Origin of the sequence: Arthrobacter ulcerisalmonis, from assembly GCF_900609065.1 — a bacterium.
Lineage (GTDB): Bacteria > Actinomycetota > Actinomycetes > Actinomycetales > Micrococcaceae > Arthrobacter > Arthrobacter ulcerisalmonis.
Window position 1 is genome coordinate 376,464 of record NZ_UXAU01000009.1, and the last position, 19,628, is coordinate 396,091.

The following is a 19,628-nucleotide window of genomic DNA, read 5'->3' on the forward strand; positions in this document are numbered from 1 at the left end:
GATTCGAGCCTACAAGTTGACGTTACGTCAAGGTCAAGAGCGTCTGCGCCGCCGGGCCTGCCGGGCCAAACGGGTGAAGAAGAATACGAAAGTTGCCTCGATCAGGACCATCAGCCCAGCCAGCCACCACTGTCCCATGGCGGCGAAAAAGATGAAGCCAGTCAACACCAGTGCGGTGCCCAAAGCCAAGGTGTAGATGGCGAATCCCAAAGCTACCGATCTGCTGCGGACGCCGGTGCGGAAGCCAAACCCGTGCGGTTCGCCGCCGGGTTGACCCGGGACGCGGTCGGGCGCGGCGGGACCCAACCCATCAAATTCCTCCCACGGGTCCGGGCCGGGATCAGGCTCGGACTCCTGGTGCTGGCCAGTCATCCTCTGATTATGGCAAACGCGTGAGCCCGCATCGCCGTGGAATCGAAGCGAGCGGCGCCGGACAACAAAGAAGCGGCCCCTCCAACCTGAGTTGGAGAAGCCGCCTGACGGGTTGTCCTGGCTAAAGCCAGGGCGAACCTAAGTCTTAGAGCGGGCGGATATTCTCTGCCTGCGGGCCCTTGGGGCCCTGGGTTACGTCGAATTCGACCTTCTGGTTCTCGTCCAGTGAGCGGTAGCCGCTGCTGGCGATTGCCGAGTAGTGTGCGAAAACGTCAGCGGACCCGTCATCGGGGGCAATGAAGCCAAAACCCTTTTCGGCGTTGAACCATTTAACTGTGCCTGTTGCCATGGCTGCATTCCTTCATGTGACTCTGATTATCTCCCCGGATTTCAGCCCGGAGCGTGCGGAGAACGTCCCCCGCCATTCCAACGTACGGGGCAAATGGCCTGCTTGCAAGGGTTTACTTCGCCCGGTGTCGTCAACGCATGCCTTCCCGGCGGATTGCGGTGGCGATTGCGGCGGCCCTGGTGTCCACTCCGAGCTTTGCGTAAATGTGGGCCAGGTGAGTTTTGACGGTGGCTTCGGAGATGAAAAGGCGTTTGCCCAGCTCACGGTTGCTCAGCCCCTCCGTGAGCAGGCTGAGCAGCTCGGCTTCCCGCGGTGTAAGGATCTCTTCCGGGTTGCGCAGTTGCTGGAAAAGCCGCGAGGCGACGGGTGGACTCATCACGCTCCTGCCCTGTACCGCCCCACGAATCGCAGCGAAAATCTCCTCCGGTACCGCGTCCTTGAGCAGGTAGCCCATGGCGCCGGCGTCCACTGCCCTGACAATGTCCGCGTCCGAATCGTAGGTGGTGAAAACCAGGATCGCCTGGTTCGGGGTCCCAGCCCTTAGTTGGCGGATCGCTTCGATACCGTCCATCCCGGCGCCCATCGCCAGATCCATGACGACGACGTCGGGCCGGCAGTCTGCCACCAGCTGGAGGGCCTCCTCGCCGGAGGCAGCCTCGGCCACCACCTCGATGTCCGGTTGGGTTCCCAGTAAAGCCCGCAGGCCACTGCGGACCACCAGGTGGTCATCGACCAACAGCACCCCGATCTTCATTCGGGGTTTCCCGAGGTGGGGATCTGCGCGGCAACGATGGTGCCCTCGCCAGGGCTGCTCTCCACCGAAAAGTCGCCGCCGAGCTGTTCCACGCGTTGGCGCATGGCCCGCAGTCCGTAACCGCCTGCCCTTGACGGCAGGCGGGCCGCGGTGGGGTCGAAGCCCGTGCCGTCGTCGTAAATATCCAAGGTGACCCGATCTGGCAGGTAACCCAGCGTCACAGTGGCCACTGTTGCTGCGGCGTGCAAGGCGGTGTTGGCGGTGGCGCTCTGCACCACCCGGAGCAGGGTGTGGCGGATGTCGGTGGGGACGGCTCGAGGCGAACCGGTGACGAGCAACTCGGCGCCGGGAAGATACTTCCTGGCCGCCATCAGCAGCACGGTTTGCAGCGGTGCAGCGTCCAGAGCCGGTGAAGCAAGTTCGTGGACCAGGCTGCGCGTCTCGGCGAGGTTGATCCGGAGCAAGGTGCTTGCCGTCTGCAAACCATCCTTCGCGGCGGGGGCAGGCCATTCCCGGTCTGCGGCTTCCAACAGGAGGATGCTGCTGGCGAGTCCCTGCGTGATGGTGTCGTGAATTTCCCGGGCCACCCGTTCCCGTTCGGCAGTGGTCCCCGCCCTGCGCTCACTCGCTGCCAACTCGGCCTGGGCCGCTGCAACCTCAGCGTGCAGGCGTACCTGCTCGTCGGCGTCGTGCTGGATGCGGCGATGGATCAGCGTCAGCATCAGGCCGACCGCCAGCGGCCCCAACACCATGGCGATGTCCGTTCCGCCGCTAAGCCGGAAGAGGCCGACGGCGGTGGCGCCCGCCGTCGCGCCGGCAGCAGCGAGGGCGGTGGCTCCCGTCAGTGCCTGCTGGCAGAGGAAGAACAGCGCAAACGAGCACTAGGCGAAGCTGGGCGCCACAATGACCAGGACCGCCCACACGCCCACCAAGGCGAAGAGCCACACCTTGCTGGCGCCGCCACCTGCGGTCAGGAAGGCCACGACGGCGTAGAGCAGGCTGGCAGCAATGGCCAGTCCCAGCACCAGCAGGTTGTCCGCTGGACTATGGCGCATGAGGTATCGCACCGCGGACGTCACCAGGAGTACGCCGAAGCCAAGGTGCACGGCGGCATCCAGGCCCATGACGAGCAAGTGCCGGGGCGTGCTTCGCTGCCTGGCCGGGCGCGCGCTATGCGTCGTATCCGGCGCCGCTGCGCTGATGGTTCTTCGGGGGTGCATGGGGTTCCGGCCTCCTGGACGTCATCCCATGGTAGGTCCGCGAGGCCGGCGGGTCTCTCCACCTTTTGGCTGATTCGGCTGGCCCTTGGTGGGAGCCGAATGCAGCCGAAGGCCCGATGGCAGGCCGCGCGGGGATCGGAAGGATGGAATCCAGCACGATGCAGGACCGCCCTAGGGCACCTGGAGACGCTGGCAGGATTTCTAGCCAGTCCAGCACTTTTCACTTCCGCAGACCCGATCAAAGGACCACCCATGAACAAGAGAACGATGATGGCCGCCGCCAGCACTGCGGCACTGCTGCTTGCCACGGCCGGAGCCACGGTGGCAGCGAACGCCGGTCAAGGCAGTCAGCTCGATGCTGCGGACGCGGCAGTCAGCCTTTCCCGAACGAATAACGCTGGCTCCGACTCCCGCCCCACCAGGCCGACGCCGACCGGCCCTGCACCAACCAGCTCGGCACCTGTCACCCCTGCACCGACCAGCCCTGTTCCTGCCAACTCGGGCCCCGTCTCTGTTCAGCAGGACCGCATCTCGGTGGCTGCCTCGGCGGCAGCAGTAGGTGCGGCGCTCGCAAAATGCCAGGCGGACAAGCTGCCGTTCGTGACGGTAGCGCTGGTGGACAGGTTTGGCACCGTGCAGGCGATTCTGCGCGGTGACAACGCCGCCGCCCACACCATTGAGGCAGCCAAACAGAAGGCCTACACCGCCGCCGCCTTCGGAGCTCCCACCAGCGAGTTGGCAGGTCGCATTACGGGCTCCGGGCCGTCCATCGCCGATCTGCCCGGCACCCTTTTCCTTGCCGGCGGTGTGCCCCTGAAAGTCAACGGCGTGTCCGTGGCGGGCATCGGTGTGGGCGGAGCCCCCGACGGGGCCCTCGACGAGGCCTGCGCCGCAGCTGGCGCGGCAATCCTCGCCCAGGCCACCAAGTAGGCTGGGCGAATGAGCAGGATTCGGCTCCGGACGCGGCGGAATTCGAGGCAACCGCCAGAACAGCGTCCAGGACTGCGGCCAGTGCGGCGTCCAGGCCGGCGCTACAGGGCACACATGGTGGTAGCAGTCCTCGTTATGGGGGTCCTACTGACGGGCTGCCAGGGAGGGACGGTGGACATGGCGGCAACTGAATCGGCATCGTCAGCTGAATCGACGCCGGCATCAAGTCCTGGGGCAGATCCGTCCGCGATAGCCGGGACGTCCCTATCGCCCCAGCCCGCACCGACGCCACCAGAGCAAGCCTCCCAGCCCGCGTCAACTCCACCAGCACCTGTTCCTACGCCGTTGTCCGCCGACGCCCAGGCCCGACTCGACGCTGAGCTGATCGCAGCCGCAAAGGCCAACAACGTTGAGCTGGTGCGGGACCTGATTGGCCGCGGCGGCAATGTCAACGCCAAAGACTCCATCCAAGACTCGGCCTTTCTCTACGCCGGAGCAGAGGGATTCAACGAGGTCCTGAAGCTGACCCTGGCTGCGGGCGCCGACGTGGCAAGTATCAACAGATACGGCGGCACGGCACTGATCCCTGCCAGCGAGCACGGGCATGTGGAGACGGTGCAGATCCTGCTGGCCGCGGGCGTTCCCGTCAACCACGTGAACAATCTCGGCTGGACCGCCATACAGGAGGCGATCCTCCTCAACTCAGGCGGTCCGCGGCAGCAGGAAGTGGTGAGGCTACTCCTGGCGGCAGGAGCAGACTCCGCCATCCGTGATCCCGAGGGCCGGACGGCGCTCCAGAACGCCGAACGGCTGGGGTTCGCTGAGATCGCGGCGACGCTCAGGGGCTGACCCAACCATCCCACTCGCTGAAACTTCCCACCATCCCGCCCGCTGAAACTCCCCACCTTTGCCGACCAGTGACCGCGGCGCGCTGCACATTTGTGGCGACCCGCCGCCGTCGTGCTTCAAAGCTGGGGAATTTCAGCGGCACGGTGACGACGTCAGATGGCTTCGAGGACGCTGACGTAGTTGGCGATCCCCACGCCGCCCATGTTCTGGACTGCCGCCCGGCGTGGGTTGCTGAGTTGCATGTCGCCGGCAGTGCCGGTGAGCTGCATGGCGGCGATGACGTGCTGTGACACGCCGGTGGCGCCCACAGGGTGGCCTTTGGCTTTCAGGCCGCCGGAGACGTTGACGGGGAGCTTGCCGTCCTTGAAGACCCACCCTTTCTCGATGGCGCGCGCACCCTGGCCTGGTTCGGTCAGACCCATGGCCTCGTACATGATCAGCTCGGCGATGGTGAAGCAGTCATGGACTTCCGCGAAATCCAGGTCTGCCAGCCCCACGCCAGCCATCCCCATCGCGCGCTGCCAGGACGCCCGGGTGGCCTCGAAAGCCGTGGGGTCTCGGCGATTTGTGGGGAAGAAGTCGTTAGCCTGGCCGAATCCTGCCAACCGGACGGGGGCCGTGGCGCCGTGAGTGGGGGCGACGGACAGCACTACTGCTGCAGCGCCATCGGAAACGGGGGAGCAGTCGGTGCGGCGCAGGGGATCCGCCACCATGGGGTTCTTGTCCGAGACGGTCCGGCAAAACTCGACGCCGAGGTCCTTGCGAAGCTGCGCGTAGGGGTTGTCGACGCCGTTGCGGTGGTTCTTCGCCGCGATGGAACCCAGGACGTCGCCTAAGGCTCCCGCTGCGTCGTAGCGCTTGCCGTAGTTCTTCGCTACCTCGGCGAAGAGGCCCGTGAAACCGGTGCTGGACGGCTTCCCGGCCATGTCGTAGTCGGCGCCCAGGAGTGCCGCGCCCACCACGTCGGCCCCGGCGTGGGTCATCTTTTCGGCGCCGATCACCAAGACCGTCTTTGCCGTCCCAGCCAACAGCGACTTGGTGCCCTGCTGGAACGCGGCCGATCCCGAGGCGCAGGCATTTTCCACTCGTGTTGCCGCCACATTGGCCAACTGATCCGAAACTTGCAGGGCCAAAGAAGAGGGAAACGCCAGTGGCATCATGCCGGAGTTGAACTGCCCCAGGTAGATCTCATCGATCTGGCCTGGCTCGATGCCCGCGTTGTCAATCGCCTCGGTGGCGACCTGGACAATCAGAGACTCCAGCGTCTCCTCCGTCAACTTACCGAATTTGCTGTGACCCCAGCCCGTCAGCAGGACGTCCTTGCCGAACTGTTCCCGCAGGCTCATGCCGCTGCTCCTTCGGCCGCCAGGGCAACGGTGAACGGTGCGCCCGTCTTGGCTTCGATCTCCGCCACCGTGACGCCCGGGGCGAGCCGGGTCAGCGTGAGCTGCCGCCCGGCGTCGTGCGTTCCGTCGGTCTTGACCAGATCAAAAACGGCGAGGTCGCTGATAATCCGATCCACACACGCCAGTCCGGTGAGTGGGAGGGAACATTCCGGCACGATCTTGGCCGTTCCGTCCTTGGCGTTGTGCTCGGTGAGGACCACCACCCGCGGGGTGCCAGCCACCAAGTCCATGGCGCCGCCCATGCCCTTGACCATCTTCCCGGGGATGGTCCAATTGGCCAGGTCGCCGTTGCCGGAGACCTGCATGGCCCCCAGGATGGCGACCTTGACATGACCGCCACGGATCATGCCGAAGGACGTGGCCGAGTCGAAGATGCTCCCGCCGGGAAGGACGGTCACCGTCTGCTTGCCGGCGTTGATCAGGTCGGCGTCCTCCTCGCCTTCGAAGGGGAACGGGCCCATGCCCAGAAGCCCATTTTCACTCTGCAGGACCACCCGCACGCCCTCAGGCAGGTTGTTGGCTACGAGCGTGGGAATGCCGATGCCGAGGTTGACGTAGTCGCCGTCGATCAATTCTTCGGCCGCAATGGCAGCCATTTCATCCCTGGTCCAGGCCATGGGGATCTCCTTCTGGGTCGAAAAGTGGGGGTTAGGCCGAAACCGGCGCCGCGGTGCGCGGCCGAACAGTGCGCTGTTCAATGTCCTTCGTCCGGTTGCTCGCCTGCACGAGCCGCTGGATGAAGACGCCAGGAGTCACAATGTGGTTGGGGTCGAGGTCCCCGGGAGCCACGATCACCTCCGCTTCGGCAATCGTGAGGCGGCCAGCCGTGGCCACCACCGGGTTGAAGTTCCGTGCCGTGTAGCGGTACACCAGGTTGCCGTCGGTGTCGGCCGTATGGGCGTGGACCAGTGCGACGTCGGCCGTGATGGCGCGCTCGCGGACGTAGGTTTCGCCGTCGAAGACTTCCAGGGGCTTGCCTTCCGCGACCAGGGTACCTACGCCGGTTTTCGTGTAGAACGCGGGGATCCCGGCGCCGCCAGCGCGGAGTCGTTCGGCCAGGGTGCCTTGCGGGGTGAACTCCACCTCGAGCTTGCCGGCCAGGTATTGCTCGGCGAACAGCTTGTTTTCGCCCACGTAGGAGGCGATGACCTTGCGGACCTGGCCGGCTTCGATCAGGATGCCCAAGCCCTTGCCGTCGACGCCCATATTGTTGGACACCACCGTGAGTTCGCGGATACCCGAATCGCGTACTGCGTCGATCAGGTCAGCTGGAATACCGCTCAGGCCGAAACCACCAACGGCCAGTGTCATTCCGTCTTTCAGTGTTCCGGCCAGGGCCTCGGCGGCGGAATTCTCGAGCTTGGTCACGGCATCTCCTCATTGAGCGGTATCCATTTTATGGACGACTGGTGTTCCCTGAACGACGCTACGGATTGTCTTCAATCACTGTCAACGGCTGGCTGCTGCTTCTTCTATACTGTGGACTTTGGCAGTTGAGGTATCCATATTGTGGACAGAAAGTTGGATGCAGTGAGCAAGACACCCGTGCAGGGCGCGCAGGTGGTCAGCCGAGTGGCGCACCTCCTGCGCCTGGTGGGCCGCAACGCCAAGGGGATGTCCCTGGCTGGCCTGGTCCGCGAGTCCGGGCTGACCCGGCCCACCGTCCACCGACTGCTGTCCTCGATGGGGTCCGAGGGGTTGCTGGATCACGATGCCGCTACCGGGAGCTGGGTGCTCGGCCCCGAAATCCTGCTGCTGGGTTCGGTTGCTGCCACCCGGTTCCCCCTGGAGGATCTGGCCCGGCCCGGCCTCCGCAGGCTTGCAGAAGCAACCGGCGAGAGTGCCTTCTTTTCCATCCGTCGCGGCAACGAGACGGTCTGCCTCCTGCGCGAGGAAGGCAGCTTCCCTGTCCGGTCATTCGTCCTGCACGAAGGCGTCCGCTTTCCTCTGGGCGTGGCCTCGGCCGGAACGGCAATCCTCGCGTTCCTGCCAGCCGCTGAACAAGAGGAAGTCCTGGCGGACTGGCCTTCCCACGCAGGGGCCTTTGCCAGCCAGCACACACCCGCGGTGGTCCGGCGGAACCTGGCAGCCACCTTGGCGGCTGGCTACACGGTGAACCCCGGCCTGGTCCTGGAAGGAAGCTGGGGAATGGGCGCCGCCGTCTTTGACCGGTCAGGCAAACCCGCGTGGGCGCTCTCGCTGACGGGCATTGAACAGCGTTTCCGGCCGGAACGTCAGGCTGAACTGGGTGGGCTGCTGATGGCCGAAGCGCACCGGCTCAGCCAACTTCTCGGCGGGCCGGCGACCTAGCCCGCTGAGTCTCCCCACCTTTGGTGGGGCCCGACGGCGGCGCGCCGGGTTTTCTGCCGCGACCCGCCGTCGGGCGCTGCAAAAGTGAGGAATTTCAGCGGCGAGCGGTGCCTGCTACTTCCACCACGTATCGAAAATGGTCACCGGGACGGTCCGCTTGTGCCGGGTGCGCAGGTACTTTTGCTCGATCGACTCTGCAGCGGCCGCCGGGATCTCGCGGCCTTCCAGGTAGTCGTCGATCTGGTCGTAGCTGATGCCCAGCTCGTCCTCATCGGTCCGGCCGGGGGTGCCGTCCAGGAGATCGGCGGTGGGAACCTTGTCCCACACCCGGGCAGGTGCGCCGAGCTCGGCCAGCAGCTCCCGGTTCTGCCGCTTGTTCAAGCCGAAGAGCGGCAGGATGTCAGCGCCGCCGTCGCCATATTTGGTGAAGAAGCCCGTGACGGACTCGGCGCCGTGATCCGTGCCGACCACCAGGTAATTGTGCTCGCCAGCCAGGGCGTATTGGGCGATCATCCGGGCCCGGGCCTTGGTGTTGCCCTTGTGGAAGTCCGAGATCTCAGCCCCCACCGTCCTGGTGAACTCTGATTCAAACCCATCCACAGCCGCTTGGATATTGAAGGTCCACTCGGTTTTGGCCTTGATGAAATCCAAAGCAGCCTGAGCGTCAGCTTCGTCGTGCTGGACGCCGTAGGGCAGGCGCACGGCCACAAAATTGGCGTCCACGCCTTCCGCTTCAAGTTCCTGGACCGCCAGCTGGGCCAATCGGCCGGCCAGGGATGAGTCCAAGCCGCCCGAGATGCCCAGGACAAAACCCTTGGTGTGGGTGGCGCGCAGGTAGTCCTTCAGGAACGTGACCCGGCGGCGAACTTCGCCCGCCGGATCGATCCGGGGCTGCACGCCCATTTCCGCAATGATGGTGGCTTGAAGTTCGCGCATGCCCCCAGCCTAGTCAGCGAAGTCACACGCACTCAAGCGCCGTCTCGGCGTCGCCCCGTCCGCCCAGTCCCCAGTAAACTGGAACCCATGACTTCCCCCAGCGATACCGCCGCCCGCGCCCGACTTCTCGAACTCATCAAGGAGCTCGCGGTGGTCCGCGGCAAGGTGATCCTGTCCAGCGGCGCCGAAGCTGACTACTACATCGACCTGCGCCGCATCACCTTGCACCACGAGGCATCCAAACTAGTAGGCCAGGTCATGTTGTCCCTGGTGGACGACGCCGGCATTGACTTCGCCTGCGCCGGCGGACTGACCATGGGTGCTGATCCCGTGGGTACCGCTGTGATGCATGCAGCGGTCGACGGCGGCCGGACCATTGATGCGTTCGTCGTCCGGAAGGCGCAGAAATCCTACGGCATGGGTCGCCAGGTGGAGGGCCCCTCCGTTGAGGGCCGCAACGTGCTGGTCCTGGAAGACACGTCCACTACCGGTGGCTCAGCGCTGACCGCCGTCGAGGGTGTCCGGAAAGCGGGCGGCAACGTGGTGGCCGTGGCCGTAATCGTGGACCGGGACACCGGCGCCAAGGAAAAGATTGAGGCCGAAACAGGCGTTCCGTACCTCTTCGCGTTCGGCAAGGATGAGCTGGGACTTTCCTGAGTCTCCGCCGCTGCTGGCCGTACTGCGGCTGAGCTGTGTGGGCGGCAACCGGAGCCGGGGGTTTGCTCCGATTCCGTCGTCGTCCTATTATTCGGGTATCCCTGCGAACCACCCTGGAGCACCTGCCCATGCCAACCACCGAAAAGCCCCTGAGTGCCACGGACCAAGTCCAGAACCTCATCCTCGACAGTGCCGACTTTGAGGACTTCCTCAACGAGTTGGCCCGTTTCTCGGCGCATCAGGTAGCCGGTGCTGGTGACGATGCGCTCTGTGGGATCACGCTGCTTCGGGACAGGAAGGCCGCGACCATTGGCTGGAGCAGCGATTCAGCGCGGGAAGTCGATGAAATCCAGTACTCCCTGCTGCAGGGCCCGTGCCTGACTGCCGCCAAGGAAGAGCGCCTGGTCTACGTCCCGGACCTCCATGACGAGGATCGTTGGGGCCCCGACTACGCCAAAGCAGTGGCCTCGCATGGGCTGCGCTCGGTGCTCTCCGTGCCGTTCAACCTTCAGGGCGAAGCCAAAGCTGCCCTCAATTTGTACTCCGATGTGCCGCAGAAGTTCGATGAGTCGGCAGTAGCCAAGGCGCAGGGCTATACCCGGGAAATTTCGCAGGCCCTGCGCTTGGCGGTGCGTTTCTCCCTGCAGCGGGACAACGCAACCAACCTCCGCGCCACCCTGGAATCACGAACCATCATCGACATCGCCATCGGCATTGTCATGGCGCAGAACCGCTGCACCCAGGAGTCGGCCGTGCAGATCCTCACCGACGCCGCAAGCAACGGCAATACCAAGCTCAGGAACATCGCCAAATCCCTGGTGGACTCGGTGGGCGGCACTGGCACGCGTACGCATTACCAGGAACCCGGCATGCAGTCCGACCAGACCGCCTAACCTAACCGGGCTGCCTTCTTCCGGCAGCCCGGTTGGCGGTATGTTGCGGGGGCATGACGATGAGTGGCTACGGTAGAGGCGTGCCATCTTCGGGGGAGTCCAGTCCGCAGGGGCAGCCCGGGGAAACTGCGGGCCGCCTCCTACAGCAAGCGCACGCCCTCAAGCGCTTCTCACGGCGCGGGTTCCTCACGGGGGCAGGTGCATCGGGCCTACTGGCAGCAGACATGTTTTTCACCCGCCAGGTGCAGTGGGGACGGCGGGTCAACAGGATCCTGCCCGTTCCCGACGACTTTGCCGAGGTGTATTACCCCAACGCCAGCTGGTTCCTGTTCCCGGGCTATAAGACGAGCTGGGAAGAAGCGCAATGGATCCTGACCGCGCTCCGAGGTTCGCTGAACCGGCGGGCCCGGCTGGCCGCCGTCGGGTATTCCAATGTGGGCCTGGACATCGACCAGATCGTCATCGCCGTCATTGAGTACGTGCGGGCGCAGAACCTCACCAAGCTCTACTTCTACGGGCACAGTTTCGGTGGCATGGTGGCCACCCAGGTGGCTGCGCGGCTGCTGGAAATCCATGGCGTCCAGGTGGAGTTCATCGTCCTGGACTCCACCCCTTACAGTCGCACCGATGTGCTGGACCAGAGCTGGTTCGACGGCGTGGTGTACCTGTACGAACACGGGTTCCGGTTCCCGTCGGCGCTCCGTGGTGGCTACGGACTGGGGGAACGGGTCATCCATAAGGACGAACGAAGCTGGCGGCAGATCCTCGACCAGACGCTGGAGCAACTTTCGCCCATTGCCCCGTCCAGTGTCCTGGTGCAGTCCGAATCCGCGTACATCTACCATTTCGATGGCACCCGCTTTGCCGGGAAACTGGGTACCGCGAAGATGGCCTACATCGGCGGGCCCAACGACAAGACCGTGCGCTACCAGACTGCCGTGGCAGGCTGGGCATCCGGGTTCGTGGACAACATGGTCTCGTCAGAACTGCAGACCACCGGCGCTGCTCCGGCCCACGCCAGCCCCGGCTGGAACCCGAACATCTACCGGCCCATCCTCACCGAACTCCTGGACACGTTCTTCCCGCTGCCGCGCGGCGGCTCGCGCGTCTCGGTTTTCTAGCTAGATCTGGTTCTTGAGGTCGGCCACCGAGTTCAAGACCTGGTTGGGCCGGAACGGGTAGGAGTCGATTTCGTCGCGCTGGGTGATGCCGCTGAGGACCAGGACGGTATGCAGGCCGGCTTCCATGCCGGCAATGATGTCCGTGTCCATCCGGTCCCCGATCATGGCGGTGGTCTCGGAGTGCGCATCGATCTGGTTCATGGCCGAGCGGAACATCATGGGATTCGGCTTGCCCACCACGTAGGGTTCCCGGCCGGTGGCCTTGGTGATGAGGGCAGCGATGGCGCCGGTGGCCGGCATGGGGCCGTCCTTGGAGGGACCGGTGGCATCAGGGTTGGTGGCGATGAACCGGGCCCCGGCCAGAATGAGCCGGATGGCCATGGTGATGGCCTCAAACGAATACGTCCGCGTCTCGCCGAGCACCACGAAGTCCGGGTCCTGGTCGGTGAGGATGAAACCTGCCTCATGCAACGCCGTCGTCAATCCCGCCTCGCCGATAGTGTAGGCGCGGTTGCCCGAGCCGGAACCGCGCACCTGGTCCTTGAGGAACTGGGCCGTGGCCAGCGCGGATGTCCAGATGTTCTCTTCCGGCACTTCCAGGCCGGACACGCGAAGGCGTGCCGAGAGGTCGCGCGGGGTGAAGATTGAGTTGTTGGTCAAGACCAGGAACCGCTTGGAGGTGTCCACCCACCGCTGGATCAATTCGGCGGCGCCGGGCACGGCTTGATTCTCGTGGACCAGGACCCCATCCATGTCCGTAAGCCAGCATTCGATTTCCTGGCCGTTGCGGTAAACCGCTGCTGAATCCCTGACGTCGTCCGACTCTGCCATGCTGACCTCCGAATGTGATGAACCCCGAAAGGTCCAGTCTAGTGTTGAGGGGTGAACCAGACGCCCGGTCAGCCCGAAGAACCCCAGCACACCACGCCACCCGAGGCTGCTATTGATCCGGCAGGGGAGCAGGAACCGAAGCCCGAGGTCGGCGTCGGGCCCTGGGAAGGCGACCTGCCCTCCGGCGATCATTGGGACCCTGACCTGCTCGCCGACGGCGACCGGCGCAACGTCCTGGACAAGTACCGGTACTGGAAACACGAGGCGATCGTGGCCGAGTTGGATTCCCGTAGGCACCCGTTCCACGTGGCGATCGAAAACTGGCAGCACGACATGAATATCGGCACCGTGGTCCGCACGGCCAACGCCTTCCTGGCCAAAGAGGTGCACATCATCGGCCGACGGCGGTGGAACAGGCGCGGTGCCATGGTCACCGACCGCTACCAGCACGTCCGCCATCACCCCACTGTCGAGGATTTCGTGGCGTGGGCGCAAGGCGAGGGGCTGGCCATCATCGGTGTGGACATTTTTCCCGACTCCGTCCCCCTGGAGACATATGAACTGCCCCGTGACTGCGTACTGGTGTTTGGCCAGGAAGGCCCGGGGTTGACCCCCGAAGTGCACCAGGCCGCCGTCGCCACGCTCTCGATCGAACAGTTTGGTTCCACCCGGTCTATCAACGCGGCCTCGGCGGCAGCCATCGCCATGCACGCCTGGATTCGCCAGCACGTGTTCGCGCAAGGAACCTAGCCCCAGGTAACGGCAATCCCGGCCACTCGGATTACCGTTAAATACCGTCTCGGCGGGAGTGTTGGGGCGGATATCGCTAGGATGGTGGCTAGCCGCAAACGGTCTCGTCACTATCGAGCGAACACACCACAGGAGTCAGCATGCCCATTGCAACCCCAGAGATCTATGCCGAGATGATTGATCGTGCGAAGGCTGGTGGTTTCGCGTTTCCTGCCGTGAATGTGACGTCGTCGCAGACCCTGAACGCCGCCCTGCGTGGCTTCGCCGACGCGGAGTCTGATGGCATCATCCAGGTCTCCACCGGTGGTGCCGCGTACTGGTCCGGCGCAGCCACGAAGGACATGGTGGCCGGGTCCCTGGGTTTCGCGGCGTTTGCCCGCGAGGTCGCCAAGAATTACGGCGTGAACGTTGCCCTACACACGGACCACTGCCCCAAGGACAAGCTGGACGGCTTCGTGTTGCCGTTGCTCGCCGCGTCTGAGGCTGAGGTCAAGGCCGGCCGCAACCCGCTGTTCAACTCGCACATGTGGGACGGTTCGGCCGAAACCCTCGAGGACAACCTGCAGATCGCCCGCGAACTGCTGGCCCGCACCGCTGCCGCGAAGATGATCCTCGAAGTTGAAATCGGCACCGTGGGTGGCGAGGAAGACGGCGTGGAGAACGAGATCAACGAAAAGCTCTACACCACCGTTGAAGACGCGCTGGCCACCATTGAAGCGTTGGGTGCCGGCGAGAACGGCCGCTACATCACCGCGCTGACCTTCGGTAACGTGCACGGCGTGTACAAGCCCGGTGGCGTGAAGCTCCGCCCGGAGATCCTCAAGGACATCCAGGAGCAGGTGGGTGCGAAGATCGGCAAGGCAAACCCGTTCGACCTGGTCTTCCACGGCGGTTCGGGCTCTTCCGACCAGGAAATCGCCGACGCTGTTTCCTACGGCACCATCAAGATGAACATCGATACCGACACCCAGTACGCGTTCACCCGCCCCGTGGCCGGGCACATGCTCGCGAACTACGACGGCGTCCTCAAGATCGACGGCGAAGTGGGCAACAAGAAAACCTACGACCCCCGCGTCTGGGGCGCCGCCGCCGAAGCTGGCCTCGCGGCCCGCGTCGTCGAAGCCACCAAGCAGCTCGGCTCCGCCGGAAAGACCTTCTAGATGTCGGATGAGTTCCGCAGGAACCTGATGGGCCCCGAGCCCACCTTGCTGCCGGTGGACACGGAGGTCAACGACCAATTGGCCGCCGGTCACGAAGCGCTGGACCTGGTGGCCAAGCACCCCACGTCCTCGCTGCTGTGGGCCGTCCTGGCCGAAGAAGCGTGGACCGAAGGCCGCACCATCGATTCGTACGCCTACTCCCGGGTGGGCTACCACCGCGGGCTGGACACGTTGCGCCGCAACGGCTGGCGTGGAGTTGGCCCCATCCCTTGGGAGCACGAGCCCAACCAGGGCTTCCTGCGCGCTCTCTATTCGCTGGGCCGGGCCTCGGCAGCGATTGGTGAGCCGGAGGAGCCGGAGCGGATCGAGAAGTTCCTCAAGGATTCCGATCCCACCGCCAAGGCCGCCATCGAAGGCAACTAGGCATTACCAGGCGCGGGGCGTTCCATCGCCCCGCGTCTGGGTTTTAAGCGAACGACGGCGGGTGGTGACCTTTGAAAATCAAGGTCACCACCCGCCGTCGTCCTTTTCACAGGTGCCGGCAGCGCCGGTGGGTGGACTACGCCTTGGCGAGACCGGTCCGGGCCATGGCGTCGGTGTAGGCAACGTGCATGTCCTCGAGGAATTCTTCCTGCCGGGCAGGAGAGCCGGCGAAGGCGCGGCCGCTCAGGGACCGGACCTTGTAAGTTTTCAGGCCGCGGCGCCAGATCATGGGCACCTCGGTCTTGAGGAGCAGGTTGGCCAGCCGGTTGGCTTCGGTGCCATGGGCCACGATCACCGAGGCGCGGGGGACCAGGGCCAGGAACTTCAACAGCGGCTTCAGGCCGGCAGAGATCTGGTCTGGAGTGAACTTGCCGTTGGCTTCGCCCTCAACGTGCCACGGGTGCACGTTCCACGGCATGACGTACTCGGGGCGCAGGCCCAGCTTCCACTGGATCCCCAGCATGCGGGCGGCGGCGTCGGAATCGCCCGGCGTGATGAAGCCCGTTTCGTCAGCTTCGCCGATGTTTGAGTAGAGGCTGATAATCCGGCACTCGTCAACATCGTGGATGGGATCGACATATGGCACTGTGGTGCCAGGCTTGGCCGCCTGCAGCGAGTCGCACAGTTCGTTGACAACGGCTACGTTGGCTTCGTAGCGGCGGCTCAAGAGCTGTTCATGGAAAGATTCGGGGGCCAGGGCTGTCATATGGGGCTGGGTCTCCTGCGGGGCTTGGTGGTGCTCCCGCCAACTGGGTGCGGGCGCGGGGGAGCGCACGCGTCAGTGACGGTTGAAATGGGGTGGACCGGAACTAGGCCGAACCTGTCTAGTTTAGCAAGCTCGCAAGGACGAAACGCCGAGGATTGGAATCCGTTCCGTGAACAGTGCCACAACCCGGCAATCCCCAACGGTTGGACAAACCTGCTGATCGGCTAAACTTGGGTGGTAAGAGCCCCGGAACTCTTGCGTCGCCAGGTTGCACTGATGCCAGGCGGTAGCGGTACCTTCGGGGCATTCTCATGAACGGTGCAGCATCGACCCCGCCACGCATGTGGCGTTCGCGGCTGCCCGAACGAATGGGGGAGGATCCCATGCCAGCAATTGTGATCGTAGGAGCCCAATGGGGCGACGAAGGAAAAGGCAAAGCGACTGACCTTCTGGGCGGCCGCGTTGACTACGTCGTCAAGCCCAACGGCGGCAACAACGCCGGGCACACCGTCGTCGTAGGCGGTGAAAAGTACGAACTCAAGCTGCTGCCTGCAGGCATCCTCAGCCCCAACGCCATCCCGATTATTGGCAACGGTTGCGTGGTCAACCTCGAGGCGCTCTTCCAGGAAATCGAAGGCCTTGAGGCGCGCGGCGCCGACACCTCCAAGCTGCGGGTCTCCGCCAACGCCCACCTGGTGGCGCCGTATCACCAGGTCCTCGACAAGGTGACGGAGCGTTTTCTGGGTAGCCGGGCCATCGGCACCACCGGCCGCGGCATCGGTCCCGCATACATGGACAAGGTTGCCCGGCTGGGTATCCGCGTCCAGGACGTGTTTGACGAGTCCATCCTCCGCCAGAAGGTGGAAGGATCGCTGCGCCAGAAGAACGAACTCCTGGTCAAGATCTACAACCGCCGCAGCGTGGTGGTGGACGAGATCGTGGAGTACTTCCTGTCCTTCGCGGACAGGCTCCGCCCCCTGGTCATCGACAGCACACTGGTCCTCAACAACGCGTTGGACGAGGGCAAAGTGGTGCTCATGGAAGGCGGTCAGGCCACCTTCCTCGACGTTGATCACGGCACCTACCCGTTCGTCACCTCATCGAACCCCACCGCCGGTGGCGCTTCCGTGGGTTCCGGCATCGGCCCCACCCGCATCTCCCGCTCGATCGGCATCATCAAGGCGTACACCACGCGTGTTGGTGCTGGCCCGTTCCCCACGGAACTGTTCGACGAGATGGGTGTCTACCTGCAGAAGACCGGCGGCGAGTTCGGCGTCAACACCGGCCGTCCACGCCGCTGCGGCTGGTACGACGCCGTCCTGGCCCGGCACGCTTCCCGCGTCAACGGCTTCACTGACTACTTCGTCACCAAGCTGGACGTGCTGACCGGAATCGAGCAGATCCCCGTCTGCGTGGCCTACGACGTTGACGGCGTGCGGCACGACGAAATGCCCATGACGCAGACCGAATTCCACCACGCCAAGCCCATCTTCGAGTACTTCGATGGCTGGACCGAGGACATTACCGGCGCGCGCACTCTCGCGGACCTCCCCGAGAACGCCCGCAACTACGTCCTGGCCCTCGAAAAACTCTCCGGCACCCGCTTCTCCGCGATCGGCGTGGGACCGGACCGGGACCAGACCATCGTGGTCAACGACCTCATCACCGGTTAAGTTTTTCCAACGCGCGATGGCGGCGGGTCACCCCAGGTTCCTGACGGAACCTCAGGGGTGGCCCGCCGTTGTTGTGCGCCGGATCACAGGCCAATATTTCCCTGTAGGCAACAACTGCTGAGCGCCAGTCACCGTGGAGTTCGAGTGCACAATTTTGCCACCCCTCGGCTGTTTGGATACCCAACGAATTCCTCACCCCGTGACCCTAAACTGCTATGAGCAGTGTGACGCATTGCATATACCGTGAAAGATGCGCGGCCTCTTCCCGTCTCCAATTTTATGAACGGTGTCTTCCATGCACGCTGATCAACAACTTTCGAAGTCCCTGAAACCCCGGCACCTTTCCATGATCGCCATTGCTGGCGTCATTGGTGCCGGGCTGTTCGTCGGTTCCGGGGCAGCAATCCAGCAGGCTGGTCCGGGGATCCTGGTCGCCTACAGCGCAGCAGGCATTGTGGTCATTCTCGTCATGCGCATGCTGGGCGAGATGGCTGCGGCGAATCCGGAAACGGGATCGTTCTCTACGTATGCCGACAAAGCCTTGGGCCGCTGGGCTGGATTCAGCATCGGGTGGCTGTACGCCTGGTTCTGGATCATCGTCCTCGGCATCGAGGCCACCGCGGGTGCGGCCATCATGCACCGTTGGGTGCCCGGCGTGGATCAGTGGATCTGGGCGCTGGTGCTGATGGTACTCCTGACCCTGACCAACCTCGGCTCGGTGAAGTCCTTTGGTGAGTTCGAGTTCTGGTTTGCGTCCATCAAGGTCGCCGCGATCGTCATCTTCCTGCTCGCCGGCGTGGCCGCGATTCTTGGCCTGATGCCGGGCGTCTCAGCTCCTGGTGTGGCAAACCTCCTGGACCAGGGCGGGTTCATGCCCAACGGTCCGGGCGCTGTCTTGGCTGGCATCCTGGTGGTGGTTTTCTCCTTCTTCGGCGCTGAGATCGCCACGATCGCGGCCGGCGAATCCGAGAACCCTGTGGACGCCGTCAAGAAGGCCGTCCGGTCCACCGTGTGGCGCATCCTGATCTTCTACGTAGGCTCCATCGCCATTGTGGTGACCCTCCTACCCTGGAACGATGCCTCTGTTGCCAAGAGCCCCTACGTGGCCGTCATCGAGCTCTACGGCATCCCGGGTGCAGGAACCATCATGGACATCGTTGTCCTGACGTCGGTCCTGTCGTGCCTGAACTCGGGCCTTTACACGGCCAGCCGCATGCTGTTCTCCCTCTCGCAGCGCGGCGATGCACCCAAATCGTGGACCAAGATTTCCCGGCGTGGCGTTCCCGCCTCCGCGGTCCTGGCGTCCACGGTGGTTGGCTTCGTGACCGTTGGCCTGAACTACATCGCCCCGGACACCGTGTTCTTGTTCCTCGTCAACACGTCCGGCGCCATCGCCCTGTTTGTCTGGCTGGTCATCGCAGCCTCACAACTCATCCTGCGTAAGCGCATGGGTGCTGCCGCCAAGGACCTCGACCTCAAGATGTGGTTCTTCCCGTACCTCACCTGGCTCTCGATCGGTGCCATCGTGGCCCTCATCATCGGCATGGTGATCATCGAATCAACCCGCGAATCGCTCTTCCTCTCGCTGGCACTGGCAGCGATTGTGGTGGGCATCGGCGTGTTCCGCTACCGGAAAAGCGCTGGCAACTCCCGGACAACAGCAACGGCGGACGACGTCGATGTGAACCGCTGACGCTGTCGGCCGCCCCTTGGGCCCTTGCTCCCGAATTTACACAGCCTTAACGCGGCGGGTCTTGTTGCGTTATTTTCGGCCAGTCACCCTTGAAGGACAGGGAAACGCAGGTCGGGGCAAGGAAGCCAGGAGGAATTCTGATGGCGGGTCACTTTGAGGTTTTCGTGGATGCGGAGTCGATGTTCCGGTTCCGGCTGCTGGCTCCCGATGGGACAGTGATGGCGGTGTCGGAAAGGTTCGTGGATAAACCAGCCGTGGCAGCGGGTATCGCGGCGATCCGCGAATGTGCCGGCACGGGACTGGTGACGGACCTGAGCTCAGACACAGCAGCACCAGCAGCGCCGAGTGCAGCGACGCCGCCGAGACGGACAGCGAACCCCCGGGCCGCCGTCGTACCCCTGGGACGTGAGGTGGCCTGTGCCGACGTGCCGGCCACCCGGCACGGACATGTGTTTACCGTGGCGCTGGTGAACCGAAGCCAGCTGCGGCGGCCGCGGTGGATGACCGCGGCCGCCGCTGCAACAGCCCGCTGAGA

General features: G+C 64.3%; 21 protein-coding genes and 1 pseudogene. 12 read left to right on the forward strand and 10 right to left on the reverse strand.

Features of this window, described 5'->3' with window-relative positions; genetic code table 11:
* Window positions 1-33: 33 nt before the first annotated feature.
* From PSET11_RS02195 to PSET11_RS02210, 4 genes and pseudogenes are all read right to left on the reverse strand, one after another.
* Complete coding sequence (locus PSET11_RS02195; protein WP_124090298.1) at window positions 34-372, reverse strand: hypothetical protein; 339 nt, start codon at window positions 370-372, stop codon at window positions 34-36.
* 145 nt (window positions 373-517) lie between these two features.
* Window positions 518-721 carry a cold-shock protein gene (locus tag PSET11_RS02200; protein WP_013599688.1) on the reverse strand — a complete coding sequence of 68 codons (204 nt, stop codon included), beginning with the start codon at window positions 719-721 and terminating at the stop codon, window positions 518-520.
* Between the two features lie 130 nt (window positions 722-851).
* A complete protein-coding gene (locus PSET11_RS02205) occupies window positions 852-1,475 on the reverse strand; it encodes a response regulator (protein ID WP_124090300.1) in 624 nt (207 codons plus the stop codon).
* A pseudogene (locus tag PSET11_RS02210) lies at window positions 1,472-2,695 on the reverse strand (sensor histidine kinase). Before PSET11_RS02210 ends, PSET11_RS02205 begins: the two are co-directional and overlap by 4 nt.
* 252 nt (window positions 2,696-2,947) lie before the next feature.
* Between PSET11_RS02210 and PSET11_RS02215 the strand changes: the two are divergent.
* Together PSET11_RS02215 and PSET11_RS02220 are read left to right on the forward strand one after the other, a co-directional pair.
* Window positions 2,948-3,625 (forward strand): GlcG/HbpS family heme-binding protein, encoded by a 678-nt coding sequence (locus PSET11_RS02215; RefSeq protein ID WP_238988983.1) that lies wholly within the window; start codon window positions 2,948-2,950, stop codon window positions 3,623-3,625.
* A gap of 177 nt (window positions 3,626-3,802) precedes the next feature.
* Window positions 3,803-4,474 carry an ankyrin repeat domain-containing protein gene (locus tag PSET11_RS02220; RefSeq protein WP_124090302.1) on the forward strand — a complete coding sequence of 224 codons (672 nt, stop codon included), beginning with the start codon at window positions 3,803-3,805 and terminating at the stop codon, window positions 4,472-4,474.
* Between the two features lie 152 nt (window positions 4,475-4,626).
* Here the strand turns inward: PSET11_RS02220 and PSET11_RS02225 are convergent, their stop codons facing one another.
* The 3 genes from PSET11_RS02225 to PSET11_RS02235 are packed head-to-tail and all read right to left on the reverse strand — an operon-like array spanning window position 4,627 to window position 7,248.
* Complete coding sequence (locus tag PSET11_RS02225; RefSeq protein WP_124090304.1) at window positions 4,627-5,820, reverse strand: acetyl-CoA acetyltransferase; 1,194 nt, start codon at window positions 5,818-5,820, stop codon at window positions 4,627-4,629.
* The gene (locus PSET11_RS02230) at window positions 5,817-6,497 is read right to left on the reverse strand and encodes a 3-oxoacid CoA-transferase subunit B (protein ID WP_124090306.1); all 681 of its coding nucleotides are present in this window, start codon (window positions 6,495-6,497) and stop codon (window positions 5,817-5,819) included. Before PSET11_RS02230 ends, PSET11_RS02225 begins: the two co-directional genes overlap by 4 nt.
* 31 nt (window positions 6,498-6,528) lie before the next feature.
* Window positions 6,529-7,248, reverse strand: a complete 720-nt coding sequence (locus PSET11_RS02235) for a CoA transferase subunit A (RefSeq protein WP_124090308.1) — start codon at window positions 7,246-7,248, stop codon at window positions 6,529-6,531.
* 162 nt (window positions 7,249-7,410) lie between these two features.
* On the opposite strand from PSET11_RS02235, the gene PSET11_RS02240 reads away from it, so the two are divergent.
* On the forward strand, window positions 7,411-8,190 hold the full coding sequence (locus PSET11_RS02240) for an IclR family transcriptional regulator (RefSeq protein ID WP_124090310.1): 780 nt from the start codon (window positions 7,411-7,413) through the stop codon (window positions 8,188-8,190).
* 114 nt (window positions 8,191-8,304) lie between these two features.
* On the opposite strand, the gene nadE is transcribed toward PSET11_RS02240, so the two are convergent.
* Window positions 8,305-9,126: an ammonia-dependent NAD(+) synthetase gene (gene nadE, locus PSET11_RS02245; RefSeq protein WP_124090312.1), complete on the reverse strand. Its 822-nt coding sequence runs from the start codon at window positions 9,124-9,126 to the stop codon at window positions 8,305-8,307.
* Between the two features lie 87 nt (window positions 9,127-9,213).
* Here nadE and pyrE point away from each other — a divergent pair, with 87 nt between their 5' ends.
* From pyrE to PSET11_RS02260, 3 genes are all read left to right on the forward strand, one after another.
* Window positions 9,214-9,783, forward strand: a complete 570-nt coding sequence (pyrE, locus tag PSET11_RS02250; protein WP_124090313.1) for an orotate phosphoribosyltransferase — start codon at window positions 9,214-9,216, stop codon at window positions 9,781-9,783.
* Between the two features lie 128 nt (window positions 9,784-9,911).
* Window positions 9,912-10,676 carry a GAF and ANTAR domain-containing protein gene (locus PSET11_RS02255; protein WP_124090315.1) on the forward strand — a complete coding sequence of 255 codons (765 nt, stop codon included), beginning with the start codon at window positions 9,912-9,914 and terminating at the stop codon, window positions 10,674-10,676.
* Between the two features lie 80 nt (window positions 10,677-10,756).
* Window positions 10,757-11,797, forward strand: coding sequence for an alpha/beta fold hydrolase (locus PSET11_RS02260; RefSeq protein ID WP_124090317.1), 1,041 nt, complete (start codon window positions 10,757-10,759; stop codon window positions 11,795-11,797).
* Here the strand turns inward: PSET11_RS02260 and PSET11_RS02265 are convergent, their stop codons facing one another.
* Complete coding sequence (locus PSET11_RS02265) at window positions 11,798-12,628, reverse strand: HAD-IIA family hydrolase (protein WP_124090319.1); 831 nt, start codon at window positions 12,626-12,628, stop codon at window positions 11,798-11,800. It lies immediately after the preceding gene.
* Window positions 12,629-12,679: 51 nt separating this feature from the next.
* On the opposite strand from PSET11_RS02265, the gene PSET11_RS02270 reads away from it, so the two are divergent.
* The 3 genes from PSET11_RS02270 to PSET11_RS02280 all read left to right on the forward strand — a co-directional run bounded on the left by PSET11_RS02270 (window position 12,680) and on the right by PSET11_RS02280 (window position 14,961).
* Window positions 12,680-13,378 carry a TrmH family RNA methyltransferase gene (locus PSET11_RS02270; RefSeq protein ID WP_124090322.1) on the forward strand — a complete coding sequence of 233 codons (699 nt, stop codon included), beginning with the start codon at window positions 12,680-12,682 and terminating at the stop codon, window positions 13,376-13,378.
* 140 nt (window positions 13,379-13,518) lie between these two features.
* Entirely contained in the window at window positions 13,519-14,538 is a 1,020-nt protein-coding gene (gene fbaA, locus PSET11_RS02275; protein ID WP_124090324.1) for a class II fructose-bisphosphate aldolase, read from the forward strand.
* Window positions 14,539-14,961: a DUF3151 domain-containing protein gene (locus PSET11_RS02280; protein ID WP_124090326.1), complete on the forward strand. Its 423-nt coding sequence runs from the start codon at window positions 14,539-14,541 to the stop codon at window positions 14,959-14,961. It abuts the gene before it with no gap.
* A gap of 136 nt (window positions 14,962-15,097) precedes the next feature.
* On the opposite strand, the gene PSET11_RS02285 is transcribed toward PSET11_RS02280, so the two are convergent.
* Window positions 15,098-15,727 (reverse strand): uracil-DNA glycosylase family protein, encoded by a 630-nt coding sequence (locus PSET11_RS02285; protein WP_124090328.1) that lies wholly within the window; start codon window positions 15,725-15,727, stop codon window positions 15,098-15,100.
* A gap of 383 nt (window positions 15,728-16,110) precedes the next feature.
* On the opposite strand from PSET11_RS02285, the gene PSET11_RS02290 reads away from it, so the two are divergent.
* From PSET11_RS02290 to PSET11_RS02300, 3 genes are all read left to right on the forward strand, one after another.
* Complete coding sequence (locus PSET11_RS02290; RefSeq protein ID WP_124090330.1) at window positions 16,111-17,400, forward strand: adenylosuccinate synthase; 1,290 nt, start codon at window positions 16,111-16,113, stop codon at window positions 17,398-17,400.
* 295 nt (window positions 17,401-17,695) lie between these two features.
* Window positions 17,696-19,093, forward strand: a complete 1,398-nt coding sequence (locus tag PSET11_RS02295) for an amino acid permease (protein WP_124090332.1) — start codon at window positions 17,696-17,698, stop codon at window positions 19,091-19,093.
* Window positions 19,094-19,233: 140 nt separating this feature from the next.
* Window positions 19,234-19,626, forward strand: coding sequence for a YegP family protein (locus PSET11_RS02300; RefSeq protein ID WP_124090334.1), 393 nt, complete (start codon window positions 19,234-19,236; stop codon window positions 19,624-19,626).
* Window positions 19,627-19,628 lie beyond the last annotated feature (2 nt).